Consider the following 17,494-nt stretch of genomic DNA (forward strand, 5'->3'; position numbering starts at 1 on the left):
ATGAATCGCCCCATGCCCCAGTTGAATCGCCGTTCTCTTCTCGCTGGCGTCTCCTCCGCTGCAGCATTAGGCCTTGGCGGCTGCGTCGGCGGCCAACAAAGTCAGATCGCCGCGAATGTGCCCGCCGGAGCTCCCTCCTCGGCGCCCGCGGGCGCGGTCCTGTCCCAGGCAGGCGACTTCAATTCGATGTATGGCGAGGTAAAGGACGGCAAATTCGTCGTTCCCGCGGTCAGACAATCCGATCTTGGCCCCGCATTCCGCCGTTCGGAAGTCGCCTATTCCGGTTCTGAGGCGCCTGGAACCATCGTCATCGATCCGACGGCGCATTATCTGTACCTCGTCGAGTCGGGCGGCAAGGCGATGCGTTACGGCATCGGCGTCGGCCGGGAAGGCTTTGCCTGGTCGGGCGCTTCGACCGTCAACAGCAAGCAGGAATGGCCGGACTGGTATCCGCCGAAGGAAATGCTCGAGCGCCGCCCCGAATTGCTGAAGCAGATGAGCCAGTTGCAGAGCGGGACCGGCATGCCCGGCGGCCCAAGCAACCCGCTCGGAGCCCGCGCCCACTACCTCTATCAGGGCAAGGTCGATACGCTGTATCGAATCCACGGCACCAACGAGCCGGCGACGATCGGCCAGAGCGTCTCTTCAGGCTGCATCCGCATGGTCAATCAGGACGTGATGGATTTGTATCAGCGCACAAGCGTTGGGACCAAGGTCGTCGTCCTTGGCTCGGCGCAGCCGGTCAAGGTGGCGCATTCCTGATCCGGCCTGCGCCCGCTGTGGCGCGGTAAGCTGAATGCAACGGCGCCTGGCTCATGAGCCAGGCGTTTTATTTTTGACACATGCTGCAGAAAAAACTCGACCGGCCACCTTGCGTGATTCGCGAGATTTCGCCTTTGCAGCCGGGCGTCGGACAAGGATGCAGCGCGCGGTCGTAGACCCGAAAGTTGTGCTGAAAATAACCCAGAGCGCCATTGGTCTGGCGATGATCGCGCAGCGAGGAGCCGCCGGCCGCGACCGCCTCTTCAAGCACCTCGCGGATCGTGTCGGCGAGCCGGTTCGCCCGCTCCGTTGGCCGCCCCGATTTCTTGGTGAGGCTGCCCGCCTGCCGCAGCGGCGATAGGCCGGCGCGATGCAGGGCCTCGCAGACATAAATATTGCCCAGCCCGGCGACGAGGCTTTGGTCGAGCAGCGCGGCTTTTAGCGACGTTGTTTTCCCGGCGAATAGCCGGGCGAGCGCGGCGCCGCTCAATTCATTGCCAAGAGGTTCGACGCCAAGCGATCGGAACAGCGGATGCGCCGCAAGATCGGCGCGCGCTGCGATCTGCATGAAGCCAAATCGGCGCGGATCATTGTAGACAATTCGCCCTCCGCTGGTGAGGGTGAAGACGACGTGGTCATGCGCGGCGTTTTTTGGCGGCGCCCCGCGGGGCGAGAGGGTTTTGGCGGGGCCGGCTTGCTCAACGCGAAAGGAGCCCGACATGCCAAGATGCATGATCAGGACATCGCCGTCATCGAGATCGGCCAGAAGATATTTTGCCCTGCGGCCGAGCGCCAGAATGCGCCGGCCGGCGAGGCGCTCGGGAAAGCGGTCTGGAAAGGGAAAGCGGAGATCGGGCCGCCGCTGATCGACGCTCAGAATGCGCGCTCCGACCATCACAGGCTCAAGTCCGCGCCGCACGGTTTCGACTTCGGGCAATTCGGGCATCGGGCATCCATGAGCATGACGCCGAACACTCTGCAAGGTTTTCGCGTCAAACCTTAGGAAGAGCAGAAGGCAACGTTTGGCGCAGAGGGTCGTGAGCCTCAGATGGCGCTTGCGGCGCCGAAATGCTTTAACCGCTGGCGCGCGGCCATTTGTCTCGTGTTCAGAAGGCTTTGGGTCAAGGCGAATCAGCGCGGGATCGGCTGATTTCCGCGGATCGCGCAGGCGCGCTTGGGTTTTTGATGATGATCGCGACAGTCTTTAGTTTTGCCGGAGCCATTTGGCTTTGCGTCGCCGTGGCGCTGCTTTTGATGACGCTCGTCTGTGGCCTTGCCCAGCCCTATGTGCAAAGGCGGCGCGCGAGCGCGACCGCTCGTCCTGCGGTCTCGGCGATCCTGCCAATCAAACATGTCGATCCCGGCTTTGACATCACGCAGGGCTCGATCTTCACGCAGGACTATCCCGACTATGAAATTCTGATCAGCGCGGCTGAGGCGGATTCTCCGGCCTTGTCTGCGGCGCGGCGAATTGCGGCGAGCAATCCCTCCCATCCCTGCCGATTTATCCATTCGTCCAGCGCTTTTGCCATCAGCCCGAAGCTCAACAATATCGCCGCGCCTCTGTCCGAAGCGCGCCATGATGTCGTTATGACAAAGGATTCGAACATCGCGCTCGACCCGGACGCCATGACCGCATTCCTGCGAAATCTGACGCCGGATGTCGGGCTCGTGGTCGGCATCCCGGTCGCCGTCGGGCCGGAAAGTTTTGCCGCCCGGATCGAGGCGAGCCTTCTGAACGCCCACGCCCGCCTCCTGCTTTCAGCCTCGGCGCTGGGCATTGGTTTTGGGGTCGGCAAGGTGATGGTTTTTCGGCGCGGCGACCTCGAACGCGCCGGCGGCGTCAAGGCGATGAGCCAGAATCTGGCGGAGGATACGGCGCTCTCGATGGCCATGGCGGGGATCGGCCTTAAAACCGTGTTCGCGCACCGCACGATCCGGCAGGAGGTTGGGGGGCGCAGCCTCAAAGCCGTTTTTCAACGGCAGGCGCGCTGGGCCGTGATTCGCCGCGCCAATGAATTGTCCTATGCGCTGGAGCCGCTTGCGAGTCCTTTGCCGGCTGCGCTCGCAGCCGCGCTCGCCGCGCCGCTTGCCGGATGGGCGGCTCCGGCGGCCTTTGGCGTCACGCTCGGCGGATGGTTTTGCGCCGAAATCGCTTTTGCCGCCGCTAAGGGCTGGGAGATCTCTCTGTGGTCCCCCCTGGCTTATCTCGGCCGGGAACCGCTCGCGCTCGCCGCCTGGCTGCGCGGCTGGACCACGCATGAGGTCATCTGGGCGAGCCATAAGTTTGATGCGCGCAGCGGCGCTCCGGCGCCCCGGCAAAACAGATCATCCCGCGAGGAGGTCTAGAAAAGTTCGGGCGCCGCGCGTTCAGTCGGCGGCGGCGCGCTCGCGCTTCTGCTTCTCGTGCTGCGTCCCGAACACATAATCCCACCACGGCGCGCTGACGCCGAAGCCGCGCGTCGGATCGCGGAAATGATGCATCAGATGGAGACGGCGCAGCGTCTGGCCAAGGCGCGTCGTCGGATGCGCATGATGCGTATAATAATGCACCATGTCATAGGCGAGGTAGCCGATGATGAAGCCCATCAGCACCGGATAGCCGTAGGGGAGGCCGAACAGCACCCGGACGACCAGAAAGGCGATCAGCATGATCGGAATGCTGAGCAACACCGGCATGACGAGCCTCAGCGGATCGTTTGGATGATCATGATGCACGCCGTGGATCAGGAAATGCAGGCGCTCGCCGAATTTGCTCGGATGCTTGTAGTGGAATGGAAAGCGATGGCCGAAATATTCCGTCAACGTCCAGAGAAGATAGCCGGACGCTCCCGCAATCAGGACCACGGGAAGACTGAAAGCCTGAAGGCTCCAGACCGCGAGCAGGATAATCACCGGCGTATAGACGAAAAGCGGCGTCGACCAATGGACGCGGGACAGCTTGTCCAGCAAGGCGTTCTCGAAAAGCCGCGGCGAAGCCTTCAGGCGGTCGACATGCTGGGGAATCGTGTAATCGAAATTGTTTTTGGTCTGCGTCATATCGGCATGGCTCCCGCGCGCCCTTAAGCCAGCTTCTTAAAGCAATTTGCTGCAAATCCAAAGATTCAGATCAAATCGCTCAGCTGGATGGGCTATCCGCGTCGATAGATCGCGCCGGATTTATGCGTTCGCCCACCGCCTTCTCTTTGCAATCGAATCGATCCGACTGGAATAGGCTCGGCGCAAGCGAGAGAAGAGGTCAAATGCCGCGATCTAATTCATGGACGCTGAATAGATCGCCGTCGTCCGTCCACACTCGCCGGCAAGACCATCCCGCCAGCTCAGCCAACGCCTGAAATTGCGCGATCGAATATTTGTAAGAGTTTTCCGTGTGGATGCTTTCGCCCGCTTCGAGCGGGAACAGGCAGCCGAGCAAGCCGATTTTTTGCCGGCGCCGGCTGACGAGATGCATTTCGATCCGGCTTTCCGCCGCGTAGAAGCGGGCTTCGTGGCGGAAGCTTTGCAGATCGAAATCGGCCCCGAGCTCTCGATTGAGGCGCGCCAAAATATTGAGATTGAACGCCGCGGTGACGCCCGCGGCGTCGTCATAGGCCGGAATGAGGATCGAGACGTCTTTCAAAAGATCGACGCCAATGATCAACCTTCCGCCATCGCCTAGACCCTGCGCCATATGCGTCAGGAGGGCGGCGGCGTCCGCCGGCGCGAAATTACCGATCGTGGAGCCCGGGAAAAAGCCCGTCCGCGGCCGCCGCGAAAGGCTGGCGGGCAGGATCAGGGGCGCCGAAAAATCGCCGAGCGTCGGGATGACGCGGAGAGTCGGGAAGCGGCGGCCAAGCCGCGCCGAGGCTTCGGCGAGCGCGCTTTGCGACACGTCGATCGGCGCGTAGGCGGCCAGATTTGGCAACGCGTCAAGAAGAATTTCCGTCTTGCGGCTCGATCCAGAGCCATATTCGACCAGCACCGCGCCGGGCGGCGTATGAGCGGCGATCGCGGGCGCCGCTTCTGCGAGGATCGCCGCCTCGGTGCGGGTCGGATAATATTCCGGCAGACGCGTGATCTCTTCGAACAGGTCGCTGCCGCGCGCGTCATAGAAGAGGAAGCTCGGCAGGGATTTTTGCGGGCGCGAGAGTCCGTCCAGGACGATCTGCGCAATTGGACTCGTCGCTGCGTCCTGAACGCCGCCTAGCTTTTTTTCTGCGATCTGGGACATCACGCCTCATCTGCCAGTCGCAACCCGCTGAATTGCCAGCGCTGATGCGGGTAAAAGAAGTTCCGATAGGTTTTACGCGCATGCCTCTTCGGCGTTACGCAGGACGATCCGCGCAGCACCTGCTGGCTGCACATGAACTTGCCATTATATTCGCCGATCGCGCCCGGCTGCGGCCGATAGCCCGGGTACGGCGAATAAGCGCTCTGGGTCCATTGCCATGCGTCTCCGAACATTTGACGCAAGGCGCCGCGCGGCCCGGCGGGGAGCGGACGCAACGCATCGTGCTCCAGCATATTGCCAGCGACGGCGACCCCCTCGGCGGCGGCCTCCCACTCGAATTCAGTCGGAAGCCTCTTGCCGGCCCAGCGCGCAAAAGCGTCCGCCTCATAATAGCTGACGTGGGCGACCGGAGCTGCCGGATCGATCGTCTGCAAGCCCCAAAGCGTCATCTCCTCCCAATGATTCTGGTTCTGCTCCCAATAGAGCGGCGCGCGCCAGCCTTCCTTCGTCACCTTCGCCCATCCATCGGCGAGCCAGAGCGTGGGCGTAAGGTAGCCGCCATCCGCCATGAATTCCATCCATTCGCCATTGGCGACAAGGCGGTTTGAAAGTTTGAAGGGCCGCAGGAAGGTCTGATGCTGCGGGGATTCATTGTCGAAGGCGAAGCCGTGTCCCTCATGTCCGGCGAACCGCAGCCCGCCCTCAAACGACAGAAAGACCATGTCGTCGAGATCCTGGCGGACGGAAGGTTTGGCGCTTTCCCGATAGGCGGGACGCAGCGGATTTTGCGCAAACAGCGCAAGAATGTCCGTGAGCAGCAGCTCCTGATGCTGTTCCTCATGATTGACGCCGATTTCGACTGTCCTCAAAAGGTCCGAATCCTCCGACCGCGCCGAGGCAAAGAGCGTGTGGAGCTGTTCGTCGACATAGGCGCGATAGGCCAAAACCTCCGGCGCCGTCGGCCGGGTCAGAAGACCGCGCAGCGCCCGCGGCTGACGCGGCCCCTGATGGTCATAATAGGAATTGAAACAGAAGTTGAAGCGCTCGTCGAAGATGCGATAGGCCGGAACAAAGGGCTGCAGCACAAAGGTCTCGAAGAACCAGGTCGTATGCGCAAGATGCCATTTGGTCGGGCTTGCGTCTTCGTTTGCTTGGACCGCTTGGTCTTCCGGCCCGAGATGCGACGCAAGCGCAAGCGTTTGACGCCGAACGGCGAATAAATCGTCAACCAGGCTGGCAAGGGGCGGCCGTGCGTGCGGCTCAGGAGACGATAGGGCGGACGCGCTCATTGCAATGTCTCCGAAGCGCGATTTTCCATCGGCGCCAGTAATAACGACAAAATCACGGAGCGGGTTCCGCTTCGTGCTTTACCTGCGGACAGCGCGGAGCTGCGCCGACGATCTTTCAATGCCTCGAATGAGGAGCGGCGGCGTGGACTGGCTATCGCGACAGATGTAGGGCGGCGCGCGCGCTGAACAAGCCTGGTCGATCATGGTCAGCCAGCGACAGGCGGAAGACGCGTCATGATGCCGCGCGCCGTCGCAAGGCGCGGCCAAGCACGATCAAGGCCTTCGCATTGATGGCGGGGGTCTCGCCGCCGAAGCCGAACCAGCGCCGCGGCAGGAGCCGCTCGAGCGCCAGCAGATCTTTGCCCACTGCAATCAGCGTTTGCGGCGCGGCCTCTGAGAGGCCGGGAGCGATGACGTCGAGATCGGCCCGACGATCCGCATAGGCGCGTGCGCGCCATTTGACGAGATGGGCGACGGTTCGATGGGCCTGAGCGGTAAGCGACGCCGCCAAGTTCACGCGGGGGGAGGATGTGGGGACGGAAAGGCGAGGGGACATGGGGACGCTCCGGCGATTGACCGAAGCAAGATAGCAGGTATTATTACCTATAAATCGGTATTAAGGCCTAATGACAAGCAATCTTACCGCTACCGCCTGCGCCACTGACCGGCCCGGACGACGCCCTGGATCGCCGCCGCCCATTCGATTTTGACGCTGCGAATCGGCGCGGCGTTGTGGCTCTCGAGATCGAAAGTGCCAGCCTTCGCGCCGCGCTGGATTCGCTTGAGATAGCGCTTGCCATCGGCGGTGCGGACGGCCGCTTCCCAGCCGACCACCTCCTCGGCGTCGGCCCCTTCCCGCCAGCAGATGATGACGTCGCCGGGATCGTAGCGCGGCCACATGCTGTCGCCTTCGACCTGGAAGGCGATCGCGTCCGTCGCGATGGGGAAGGGCACCTCGATCTCATAAAGTCCCTCGGGGGGCGTCTGCTCGAATTCGGGAAAAATCTCCGCGCCGGCGCCGATGCGCCCGACGACATGGACCCGATTGCCAGGGGTTGGATCGCCGACGCCCTCAAGCAGCCAGGCGGCCGTCGTCTTCAAAACGGGCGCGAGCGCCGTGAGCGTTTCGGTGGTGACGCCGCGTCGGTCGCCGCTTTTCACGGCCCGTTTCAAATTGCGGATGGCGTCGGGCTTTCGCGCGGCAAGCGAGGCCGCATGCGCCGACAGGCCGACGACGGCGAGGCGGCTTTCGATTCGGGTGAGAACGTCTTCCAGCTCCATGGCGGTAGAATAACCGTACGCGGCCGCGCATGCATCAGGTAACATTACCTTGACATATAAGGTAATGCTACCGTATCTCTCGTTTCGCCGCAGGACAAAGGGAAGGAAAAGTGGCTATGACGATCCATACTGAAATCCGCAAATCCCGCTGGACGGGTGAACGCATCGCGAGATTGGGCTTTCTCCTCGGCATGGGCTGGGACGCCCGCCGCATCGCCGAAGATCCGCTGATTTCATCGACGCCGAACAATGTGCATCGTCAGGCGCAGCGCTTTGGCCTCGCCTTTCGCGCCGCCGCCGCCGCTCTCGCCCTGCGCCTGCCGCCCGAGGCGACCCAGCATTTCGACGCCGCGGCGGCCAAGCGCAGCCTGACCCGGGAAGCGATGATCCGGTTGCTTCTCCTCGTCGTCGCCGCCGATCCCGCCCTTCTCGACAATATTCTCGACGATGGATTTTGATCATGGAGCCGGATGCGAAGATCAACGCCCTCGAGGCGCCTTTCCCGTCACAGCGAAACGGTCTGCCGGAGCGCTGGGATGCCGAGCAGGTGGCAAAAGCGCTTATCAAGGCCTTCGTCACCCTCGATCGGCTGCCGCGGTCGCGCGGGCCGAGGCAGCCGGGAGGTCATTGGCCGCTCCACCAGGTCGAATGGGCGGACCAGCTGGCGCAAGCCGAACTTGGCGAGGCTGAGCGCCGGGAGCGCGCCGCGGCTCTAAACCGGACCGAGCTTCGTCCAACCAGCGCCGAAATAGCCCAGATGGACGCAGTCATCGATTGGCTCCGTCATTTGCGGCTCGTCGACAGCGGCATGGCTCTCGTCACTAGCCTTTGGGCGGCGCGCACGGCGCGGGGCAGATCGGTCAAAGCCTTATGCAAGGAGAAAAAATGGGCGCCCCACACATTCTACCGCAAAAGAGCCAAAGCCCTTTCCTATCTGGCGTCATGGCTCAATGAACGCAACATGCTTGTGTTCTAACGGGGGGGGGCTTTGCGCATTCGTCAAACGTGACGAATGCAACTCTTGGACGCGGCGCGCTCGCTGATGTGAAGCGCGGCGCAAGTTCTACGCACCACAGGATGAACCCATCACACTGCGATGTTAAGCCGTAAGATCACGGCGACGCAGGCTGTGCGAAAGCCTTGACGCGCGAGGAAATGTGAGCGCTCTATGCGCGCATGTGCAGCGCCATTATTGCGTCGATAAATCAAACCCATCCCAACATCATGATCGCGATCAGGCGGCGCTGGGGCGCCGCCGCTGATGTGCCGCGTTTGAATAGCAGGCGCAAGGCCGGCGGGGATGCTGTAGAAACTCAGAGAGTCAGATCGCGTCACAGCAAATCCTGTAAGATGCTTCATATGATAGCTTGGCCGACGCATTGACTTGCAACGATTTGCAAGGGCAATATGCGCGCATGCCGAGCCACACTTGCGTCAAACGCTTTCACTTCGTTCTGTGGTGTTTCGTAGCCGCTTTGCGATGATGTCGATAAGGTGAACGATGTTCACGGGCGCCCCTGCTGTCGATCGCGCCGCCGCGCATTCATTACGACGCGCCATCGCGCCACATCATTCATGTAGCTGAATACGTAAGATGCGCCTCTCTGCTACGGCCCCGATGCATTGACTTGCAACGATTTGCAAGGGCAATATGCGCGCATGCCGAGCCACACTTGCGTCGAACGCTTTCAGTTCGCTCTGCGGTGTTCCGACGCCGCTTTGCGATGATGTCGATAAGGTGAACGATGTTCGCCGACGCCCCTGTTGTCGACAGCATCGCCGAGCATTCATTACGGCGCGCCATCGCGCCACATCATTCATGTAGCTGAATACGTAAGATGCGCTTTTCCGCTACAGCTTGGATGCATTGACTTGCAATCAAATGCAACGCAAATATGCGCGTATGCAGCGCCCCTGTTGCGTCACGACGCTATGAGCAATTTGTTCCGGCAGCGGCAGCTTATAGAACTCTAGCGATCGCACGCCCGTCTTGCCGTTCCGCAGCGCGAAATCATCGCGCCGGCGCGCCTTGCCGCCCTTCGACTTGAATTTTCAACGACGAGACGGATCGTGCATGGTGACATTCAGCCCGGGCCAGGATGCGGCGCGCCGCTTGCTGGAGGGACCGCAGCGTTACACTTGTCTTGCCGGAGGCACGCGCTCTGGCAAGACTTTTCTGATCATCCGCGCAATCATTATACGCGCTCTCCAGGCTGAAGAGACCCGGCACGCGGTTCTGCGCTTCCATGCCAATGCGGCTCGCGCATCCATAGCGCTGGACACGCTGCCGCGCGTCATGCGCCTCTGCTTTCCGGACGCGACGTTGCGCGAGCGGCGGCAGGACGGATATTTCGAACTTGGGAATGGATCGCGAATCTGGATCGGCGGCCTCGACGACAAAGACCGCGTGGAGAAAATACTCGGACTGGAATATGCGACAATTTTTTTGAATGAGGCGTCACAGATCCCCTATTCGTCGGCTTTGATCGCTTTCACGCGGCTCGCGCAGGTCGCGCCGCGGATTGATCAACGGGCTTTCGTCGATCTAAACCCTGTCGGCAAGACACATTGGACCAATCAGCTGTTTGGAGAAAAGCGCGACCCGGTGTCGAGACGACCGCTGCCAGACCCGGAGAGCTACCGCCGCGCCTTCCTCAACCCGCCCGACAACAAAGCGAATCTATCGCGCGAATTTCTGGCAAGTCTCTCTCATTTGCCGGAAAAGCAACGCAAGCGCTTTCTTGACGGCGTGTATGTGGATGAAGTCGACGGCGCGCTTTGGACCTATGCCGGAATCGATGCAGGACGATGCGCGGCTGAGCGCATATCCGTGGATAAAAGAGCTGCGGTCGTTGTCGCTGTGGACCCATCGGGAGCGGCGGGCCGGGACGATCTTGGAGCCGATGAGATCGGCATAATCGTCGCCGCCAGGGGCGTCGATGGCGACGCCTATATTCTGGAGGATCTATCGTGCAGGGATGCGCCAGCCGTTTGGGGCAGGCGGGCAGTGGTGGCCTTCCATAGATATCAAGCCGACAGCATCGTCGCGGAAAGCAATTTTGGCGGTGAAATGGTCCGGGCGACGATACAGGCGGCGGATCGGAATGTTCCGGTAAAGCTCGTCACTGCGAGTCGCGGCAAGGCCGTGCGCGCCGAACCGATCTCGGTGCGCTACGCTCAAGGACAGGTCCATCATGTCGGTAGATTTCCCAAGCTGGAAGACCAGCTCTGCGCCTTTTCAAGCGCCGGCTATAACGGCGGCGGCAGCCCCGATCATGCCGATGCGGCGATCTGGGCGCTGACGCATCTGTTTGGCGCAGACGACGGGACCGGAATCATCGAGTTTTATCGCCGCGAAGCTGAAATCAAGCGTCGCTCCTGACCCGCTGGCCGCGACGCATTCGAAAAAAAGCGAAGGAGGCAGCATGGTCGATCGCAGCGCCGGGACGAGAAGCTGGTCGCTCAATCCTTATGAGGTCGATATCCGCTTTACCGCCCCCTCGGCGAGCGAGGATGGCTGGTTCGGGCCGCAGCGGCCGATGACCCCTCTGGGGCCGCCGGACATCGCCGGGCGGCAGTGGGATTTTCCGGCTGGCTATAATCTTTCGACCACGCCGCGCAATACCGAACCGGTCACATTCGCGACCTTGCGCGGTCTTGCCGACGGCTATGATCTGTTGCGGCTTATCATAGAAACGCGGAAGGATCAGGCCGCGCGGCAATGCTGGACAATCGCCGGGCGCGACAAGATCGGAACCTCTGCTGGCCTCGGAGATCGCATCGGCGCGGCGACGCGCTTTTTCGCACGCCCGGACGGCAGCCGCTGCTTTGCCGACTGGCTGCGCATGCTGCTCGAAGAGGTCTTCGTCACGGACGCCGCAGCGCTCTACAAGCGGCGGGATCGGGCCGGCCGACTGATGGCGCTGACGCCTCTCGACGGCGCTACCATCAAGCCTGTCATCGACGGCTTTGGCCGCACGCCGGAACCCTATTTCAAGGATGGGCAGCTCGTCTATCCGACCGCCTATCAGCAGGTGCTGAAAGGGTTTCCGGCGATTGATTATTCCATCCGCGACTTGATCTACAGGCCGCGCAATCTGCGCGTCAACCGGGTTTACGGCATGAGCCCGGTCGAGCAGATCGTGACGACCGTCAATATCGCGCTCCGCCGCCAGATGTATCTGCTCGACTATTTTACGGAAGGCAATATTCCAGACAGTCTGATTGGCGTTCCCGAGAATTGGACGCCGGACCAAATTGCGTCCTACCAAAAATATTGGGACGCCTATTTCGACGGAGATGTCGGACGCCGCCGCCGCGCGAAATTTGTCCCCGGCGGCGTTGCGAAGACCTTTATCCAGACAAAAGAGCCGGAGCTCAAAGGGCCTTTCGACGAATGGCTCGCGCGCATCGTTTGCTTCGCCTTTTCGATCTCGCCGCAAGGCTTGACGCAGACAATGAACAGGGCCACCGCGGAGACGCAAAAGGAGCTTGCCGCCGAGGAAGGATTGGCGCCGATCCTCGCCTGGATCAAGGCGCTGATCGACGGCGTGCTGGCCGATGATCTGGAGGCGCCAGATCTCGAATTCGTCTGGACCTCCGGACACGAGACCGATCCGCTGACGCAGGAAACAATCCTTTCGAATTTCACGTCGAAAGGGATCCTGACGATCAACGAAGCGCGCGCCGCGCTTGGCCGCATCCCCTTGCGAGAAGCTTCGGCAAACATGCCGATGACCTTGACGGCGGCCGGGTACGTGCCCCTCCCGGATTGAGGTCGATCCCCTCAATTGATCTCTTCTGGGCCGGCGAGACGCCTTCTCAATTGCAAACTGTCAAGGAGGACGTATGTCCGCGTTGCGAATGTTCATCCCGATTACCAAGGTCGACGCCGCGCAGCGCCTGGTCTATGGCCTCGCCACGGCCGAAGCGGAGGATCGCTCGGGAGAGATCTGCGACTACGCCTCTACCAAACCGCTTTATGAGAAATGGTCGGCCGAGATCGCCGCTGCGACCGGCGGCAAATCGCTCGGCAATTTGCGCGCGATGCACGGCCCCGTCGCGGCGGGCAAGGTGACGCAGATCAACTTCAATGATGAGCAAAAGCAGATTGAGATCTGCGCGAAAGTGATCGATGACGCGGAGTGGAACAAAGTCGTGGAAGGCGTCTACACCGGTTTTTCGCAAGGCGGCGCCTACGCGCGGCGTTGGACAGACGATCAAGGGCTGACGCGCTATGCAGCGGACCCGAATGAAATTTCGCTGGTCGATCTACCCTGCCTCCCACAGGCGCATTTTGAAATGATCAAGCTCGACGGATCGCGAGAATTGCGGCGCTTCGGAAAGACGGTTGACGCGGCGGCGCAAGTGCAAAACCTCCTTGATGAGCTGCGGGCTCTTGACGGTGACGTGGCGGAAAGCGCGGAAGGCGAGGCCGGCGCGCCCGGCCTGGCGGCTCAGTTGAGCGATATCCTGATAAGGGCGGCCGCGCTGCTACGTGAGGCGCCACAAGATAACGTGGCGGAGGAAGGATCGACGCCTGACGCGGCGGCGCAAGACAAATCTGCATTTGCAGGCGAATCGACCGGCGCCGCCGCGAAGCGCGCGCAGGGACTCAAAGCATATCAAAGCGGCCGGCAAAGCCGCGCCACCGCAACGGCCGTCGAGGGCGGCTATGGATTACACGACGACGTCTCCGCCAATCTGGAAAAGCGCTTCGACGCCCTCGCATCGACGCTTGCCGATGTGCTGGAGCGTGTGAAGCAGATCGAGGCGCAGCCCCTGCCTCTGCCTTTCTACGGGCCAGTGCGCGCGATTGCGAAATACGAAGACGGCCGCGGCGATGAAGTGGAGAAGCTTCTTGCCGATCCGGAGACGCTATCAATTCTCGCCATCAAGCTCGCCCAGCGTAACGCCAGGTCGCCGCTCCGCTAATCGGGACGCCGGCGGGTCCGCCTGACGCGCCCGCCAATCGGCGCGACGATTTCTTCAACTCAACTTTCGCTGCGCGCCGCGCAGGTGAATTGGCGGTGGTCGACCTCACGTTCGCGACGGGCGCACTTCGGGCTCATCACGCCAAAGCAATTCCGTCAGGAGTAAATCATGACCATGCAGACCGAGTCTCAGGACATTCTCGACCGGCTCAAGACGGCTCAATCGAAGCCGCTTGGCGATCCGCGCTTCAGGAGTCTGATGGGTCTTGAGAAGAGCACTTTTTCTGAAAGCAACAGCGCCGGTTCGGGGCTCACCTTCTACGATCTCGAGCTTGGCGCGAAGTTTCTTTACCCGGTCATGACGCCGCTTCGCAACTCTATTCCGAGAGTTTCCGGCAAGGGCGGCATACAGGCGTCCTGGCGCGCGATAACCGCGATCAACACGACCGGGCTGCGCTTTGGCGTATCTTCCGCCAATCGCGGCGGCGTGCTTGCCGTTGCGACGCAGGACTACGCGGCAAATTACAAGGGAATCGGCGTTGAAACCAGCGTCGATTTCGAGGCCCAATTCGCCGGTCAGGAATTCGACGACATTCGTGCGATCGGCGCCAAGACCGGCCTCGAGGCCTTGATGATCGGCGAGGAGGCGATGATCCTCGGCGGCTGTTCCTCTGCGATCGCAGCGACGCCAACCCCGACTCTCACGGCGCAGGCGACCGGCGGATCGCTTCCGGCGCAGACCTGGTCGATCGTTTGCGCAGCTCTGACGCTCGACGGATTGATGAACGGCTCGGTCGCAGGCGGGGTTCAGGGCTCGATCACACGCACGAATGCCGATGGCTCAACGGACACCTTCGGCGGCGGGGTCGCCAAGAAAAGCGCCAATGCGACGGTCGCGACCACGGGGGCGGCAGGCCTTGTGAATGCGACCGTCGCTCCGGTGTCGGGCGCGATGGGATACGCCTGGTTCTGGGGTGCGGCGGGCTCTGAAATTCTCGGCGCGATCACGACGATCAATTCGCTCGTCATCACCGCCGCCGCCGCTGGAACGCAGACTGCCGCGTCGCTTGGCGCCAGCGACAATTCGGCCAATGCGCTCGCCTTTGACGGGCTGATCTACCAGGCGACGAAACCCGGATCCGGCGCGACGCTCTACACCATGGGGACCGGATCAGCGGGCGTCGGAGTCGGCCTGACAACCGACAGCGCCGGCGGCGTCATGGAGATTGACGCGGTGCTGAAATCCATGTGGGACAATTATCGTCTCTCCCCCGACACCATGTGGGTCAGTTCGCAAGAAGCGCTCAACATTTCGAGAATCATCCTCAAGGGCTCGCAGACCGCTGCGCAACGCTTCGTTTTCGAAACCGCGCAAGACCTTATCGGCGGCGGCATTATGGTCCGCACTTACCTCAACCGGTTTTCGATGCAGGGCGGCAATGTGATCGATATCAGGGTGCATCCCAATATGCCGGCCGGAACCATCCTCCTCACCACCAAGACTTTGCCTTATCCGCTTGCGGGCGTCGGCAACGTCATTCAGATCCGCACCCGGCAAGACTATTATCAGATCGAATGGCCGCTGCGGACGCGCAAATATGAATATGGCGTCTACTCCGATCAGGTTCTGCAGAACTATTTTCCGCCCTCAATGGGGTTGATCACGAATATTGGCAACGTCTGAGCCATCATGGGGCGATCGCCTGCGATCGCTCCATTTTCCAGAAGCTCCAAGAGCGCAACGACGAAGGGCTGTGTCTATGAAGCTTCGCGCTCCGGCAAGTTGCGAGGCCGTCACACATAAGGGACGGGCTCTTGAGATTGCTGCAGACGGATCGTTGGAGGTTGAGGCCGCGGATTGGCAGGCGCTGGCGGCGCATGGCTTCCGTCTTTGGGAAACGGGCCCCTCGCCGCAAGGAAGCAGATCCGCGGCGGGGGCGGCAAGACGCCAAGCCGCAGCTCCCGCAACGCGAAGCCTCGCAAATTTATTCGTGCGCGCGCCGGCGCCGCGACCGGCAGTCGAAACGCCACAACATGCTGACGCCGCCAACGACGTCGACGCGAACGCAATAGCACAACTCAATCGTCGTCAACTGTTCTCCTTTCTCAAAGAGCGCCGGATTGGCGTGAGTATTCCGATCACGAACGAGAAACTCCGCGCGCTAGCTCTGCGCGCGATTGAGTTCGTCTAGACGCGATCTGATCGCGAATCACCCGCATTCGTGACTGATGGAGTCCTCGCTTCGAGGGACAGCCGCATAGAAGGGTATCGCTCGATGGCGTCTACTTACGATCTCGCCAAGCTCGCCGACGTCAAAGACTGGCTCGATATTTCAGGGGCGGACGACGACGCCCTGCTTTCGCGGCTCATCACGAGACTCAGCCGCGGGATCTTGAATTATCTCGATCGGCAATCGATCCTGCCGACGAATTTCTCCGAAACATTTGACGGCGGCGGCGAGCGATCTCTCCTGCTGGGTCAGTGGCCGGTCAACGCGGTGCTGGGCTGCGCTGTGAACGGCCTGCCGATTCCCGCGGCGCCGGCGATCGCGCCGGATTCACTCCGGCCGGGATTTGTTCTGGATCAGGGCGACATCGCTCCTCCAGGACGCCGTCAGCGCCTTTCGCTTCGCGGGCGGCGCTTCGATTGCGGCGTACAGAATGTGTCTGTGTCCTATTGGGCAGGCTACCAAATTGCCGACGAGGCGATCACGATCCCGCTGGAGGCGCCCTATTCGGTCACAGCTCTGTCGCCCTACGGCGATTGGGCGAGTGACGGCGGCGTCATTTCGAACGGACTTGCAATGGCGCGCGTAGCGGCAAGTCCCGCGGCCGGTCAATATTCGGTGGCCGATGGAGTCTACACATTCAACGGGGCAAACGCAGGATCGGCGGCTGCCGTCACCTATGGCTATGTGCCGGCAGATCTTGCGATCGGTTGCATGGATTGGGTCGCTGAGCGCTACTCCTATCGGTCGCGCATCGGGCAACAATCGAAATCACTCGGCGGCCAAGAGACGATGGCTTATCTTGTGAAGGACATCCCCGATTTCGTAGCCGCCGCCTTGCAGCCTTACCGCCGCGTCGCACTATGAGTGGGCTAACGCTCGATCCCGATGCGTTGCATCAGGCGCTGCTTCAGCGCGCCGACACAGCGCGAACGGCGCTTGAAGAGAGGATTGTCAGAAAACTGTCTGGCGAAGCCTTGCAAAAACAGTCGGGGGCCCTGGCCGCTTCGATCCGCTCGTCGATCGCGGATGATGGCGGCGCAATATCGATCATCGCGTCGAGCGTTGGGGTGGCTTATGCGGCCATCCAGGAGTTTGGCGGAAAAACCGCGGCGCATGACATCGTGGCCGTGAAAGCTCGGGCGTTGAATTTTAATGGCGGCGGCGGAGAAGTCTTCGCCAAAAGCGTCCATCACCCGGGCTCGAACATTCCGGCCCGCTCCTTTTTCCGCGGATCGATGTCCGAGATGAGCGACGACATCGCTGCGGGTCTCAAGGAGGCAGCGCTGGAAAGTCTCCGGAAAGACTGATCCCGACGCGCCAGATCAAGGAGCGGCCATGGCTACGACAAAGCGGGAAGCTGCGTTGGCGGCGCTGCAAAGCGTCATCGCCGGCGCCTATGGGTGGAAACTCGGCCCCTCGCGCCGGCTTAAGCTCTGGAGCGATGTTCCTTCAGCGATGCGGCCGGCGTGTTTCCTGTATGAGGGCGGCCAGGAAACATATATTTGGAGCGAGAGCGCAACGGCGAAGCGTGTGATGGAGGTCAAGCTCTTCATTTATCTCAACGCCAAAGACCCATCGATCACAGGCGCTGCGCTTTTGAACGATGTGATGGACGCGCTTGACGGCGCGCTTTCCATTTCCGGGGCAGATTTTACGCGTGGCCGCAATACGCTCGGCGGCGGCGTGCACCATTGCCGCATCGACGGGAAAACTCTTAAAGATCCCGGCGATCTCGACGGCGACGCGCTGTTGATCGTTCCGGTCAAACTCATCCTTCCCTAACGCGCT

Annotated in this window: 17 protein-coding genes; 10 read left to right on the forward strand and 7 right to left on the reverse strand. The window is 61.4% G+C overall.

Annotated elements, in window-relative coordinates; translation table 11 throughout:
- The first annotated feature begins 12 nt into the window (after nt 1-12).
- On the forward strand, nt 13-762 hold the full coding sequence (locus MSIL_RS15460; RefSeq protein ID WP_012592011.1) for a L,D-transpeptidase: 750 nt from the start codon (nt 13-15) through the stop codon (nt 760-762).
- Nucleotides 763-829: 67 nt separating this feature from the next.
- Here the strand turns inward: MSIL_RS15460 and mutM are convergent, their stop codons facing one another.
- Complete coding sequence (gene mutM, locus MSIL_RS15465) at nt 830-1,708, reverse strand: bifunctional DNA-formamidopyrimidine glycosylase/DNA-(apurinic or apyrimidinic site) lyase (protein WP_012592012.1); 879 nt, start codon at nt 1,706-1,708, stop codon at nt 830-832.
- A gap of 239 nt (nt 1,709-1,947) precedes the next feature.
- On the opposite strand from mutM, the gene MSIL_RS15470 reads away from it, so the two are divergent.
- On the forward strand, nt 1,948-3,111 hold the full coding sequence (locus MSIL_RS15470) for a glycosyltransferase (RefSeq protein WP_012592014.1): 1,164 nt from the start codon (nt 1,948-1,950) through the stop codon (nt 3,109-3,111).
- A gap of 21 nt (nt 3,112-3,132) precedes the next feature.
- Here MSIL_RS15470 and MSIL_RS15475 read toward each other — a convergent pair whose 3' ends face one another.
- The 5 genes from MSIL_RS15475 to MSIL_RS15495 all read right to left on the reverse strand — a co-directional run bounded on the left by MSIL_RS15475 (nt 3,133) and on the right by MSIL_RS15495 (nt 7,542).
- On the reverse strand, nt 3,133-3,801 hold the full coding sequence (locus tag MSIL_RS15475) for a sterol desaturase family protein (RefSeq protein ID WP_012592015.1): 669 nt from the start codon (nt 3,799-3,801) through the stop codon (nt 3,133-3,135).
- A 199-nt stretch (nt 3,802-4,000) separates the two neighbouring features.
- Nucleotides 4,001-4,972 carry an L-histidine N(alpha)-methyltransferase gene (gene egtD, locus MSIL_RS15480; protein WP_012592016.1) on the reverse strand — a complete coding sequence of 324 codons (972 nt, stop codon included), beginning with the start codon at nt 4,970-4,972 and terminating at the stop codon, nt 4,001-4,003.
- Nucleotides 4,972-6,261, reverse strand: a complete 1,290-nt coding sequence (gene egtB, locus MSIL_RS15485) for an ergothioneine biosynthesis protein EgtB (protein ID WP_012592017.1) — start codon at nt 6,259-6,261, stop codon at nt 4,972-4,974. The genes egtD and egtB overlap by 1 nt, the downstream gene beginning before the upstream one ends.
- 232 nt (nt 6,262-6,493) lie before the next feature.
- Nucleotides 6,494-6,817, reverse strand: a complete 324-nt coding sequence (locus MSIL_RS15490) for a hypothetical protein (RefSeq protein WP_012592018.1) — start codon at nt 6,815-6,817, stop codon at nt 6,494-6,496.
- Between the two features lie 89 nt (nt 6,818-6,906).
- Nucleotides 6,907-7,542 carry a S24 family peptidase gene (locus MSIL_RS15495; RefSeq protein WP_012592019.1) on the reverse strand — a complete coding sequence of 212 codons (636 nt, stop codon included), beginning with the start codon at nt 7,540-7,542 and terminating at the stop codon, nt 6,907-6,909.
- Nucleotides 7,543-7,658: 116 nt separating this feature from the next.
- On the opposite strand from MSIL_RS15495, the gene MSIL_RS15500 reads away from it, so the two are divergent.
- The 7 genes from MSIL_RS15500 (at nt 7,659) to MSIL_RS15535 (ending at nt 16,570) form a co-directional block, all read left to right on the forward strand.
- Nucleotides 7,659-8,000, forward strand: coding sequence for a hypothetical protein (locus MSIL_RS15500; RefSeq protein WP_012592020.1), 342 nt, complete (start codon nt 7,659-7,661; stop codon nt 7,998-8,000).
- A gap of 2 nt (nt 8,001-8,002) precedes the next feature.
- The gene (locus tag MSIL_RS15505) at nt 8,003-8,518 is read left to right on the forward strand and encodes a hypothetical protein (RefSeq protein WP_012592021.1); all 516 of its coding nucleotides are present in this window, start codon (nt 8,003-8,005) and stop codon (nt 8,516-8,518) included.
- A gap of 1,098 nt (nt 8,519-9,616) precedes the next feature.
- Nucleotides 9,617-10,924 carry a phage terminase large subunit gene (locus MSIL_RS15510; RefSeq protein WP_012592022.1) on the forward strand — a complete coding sequence of 436 codons (1,308 nt, stop codon included), beginning with the start codon at nt 9,617-9,619 and terminating at the stop codon, nt 10,922-10,924.
- Nucleotides 10,925-10,967: 43 nt separating this feature from the next.
- On the forward strand, nt 10,968-12,317 hold the full coding sequence (locus tag MSIL_RS15515; RefSeq protein WP_012592023.1) for a phage portal protein: 1,350 nt from the start codon (nt 10,968-10,970) through the stop codon (nt 12,315-12,317).
- Nucleotides 12,318-12,390: 73 nt separating this feature from the next.
- On the forward strand, nt 12,391-13,476 hold the full coding sequence (locus MSIL_RS21735) for a hypothetical protein (protein ID WP_012592024.1): 1,086 nt from the start codon (nt 12,391-12,393) through the stop codon (nt 13,474-13,476).
- Nucleotides 13,477-13,644: 168 nt separating this feature from the next.
- Complete coding sequence (locus tag MSIL_RS15525) at nt 13,645-15,159, forward strand: hypothetical protein (RefSeq protein ID WP_012592025.1); 1,515 nt, start codon at nt 13,645-13,647, stop codon at nt 15,157-15,159.
- 592 nt (nt 15,160-15,751) lie between these two features.
- On the forward strand, nt 15,752-16,570 hold the full coding sequence (locus MSIL_RS15535) for a phage head-tail connector protein (protein WP_012592026.1): 819 nt from the start codon (nt 15,752-15,754) through the stop codon (nt 16,568-16,570).
- A 5-nt stretch (nt 16,571-16,575) separates the two neighbouring features.
- On the opposite strand, the gene MSIL_RS21420 is transcribed toward MSIL_RS15535, so the two are convergent.
- Entirely contained in the window at nt 16,576-16,896 is a 321-nt protein-coding gene (locus MSIL_RS21420) for a hypothetical protein (protein ID WP_148213110.1), read from the reverse strand.
- A 145-nt stretch (nt 16,897-17,041) separates the two neighbouring features.
- On the opposite strand from MSIL_RS21420, the gene MSIL_RS15545 reads away from it, so the two are divergent.
- The gene (locus tag MSIL_RS15545) at nt 17,042-17,488 is read left to right on the forward strand and encodes a hypothetical protein (protein ID WP_012592028.1); all 447 of its coding nucleotides are present in this window, start codon (nt 17,042-17,044) and stop codon (nt 17,486-17,488) included.
- Nucleotides 17,489-17,494 lie beyond the last annotated feature (6 nt).

Origin of the sequence: Methylocella silvestris BL2 (genome assembly GCF_000021745.1) — a bacterium.
GTDB classification, from domain to species: Bacteria; Pseudomonadota; Alphaproteobacteria; order Rhizobiales; family Beijerinckiaceae; genus Methylocapsa; species Methylocapsa silvestris.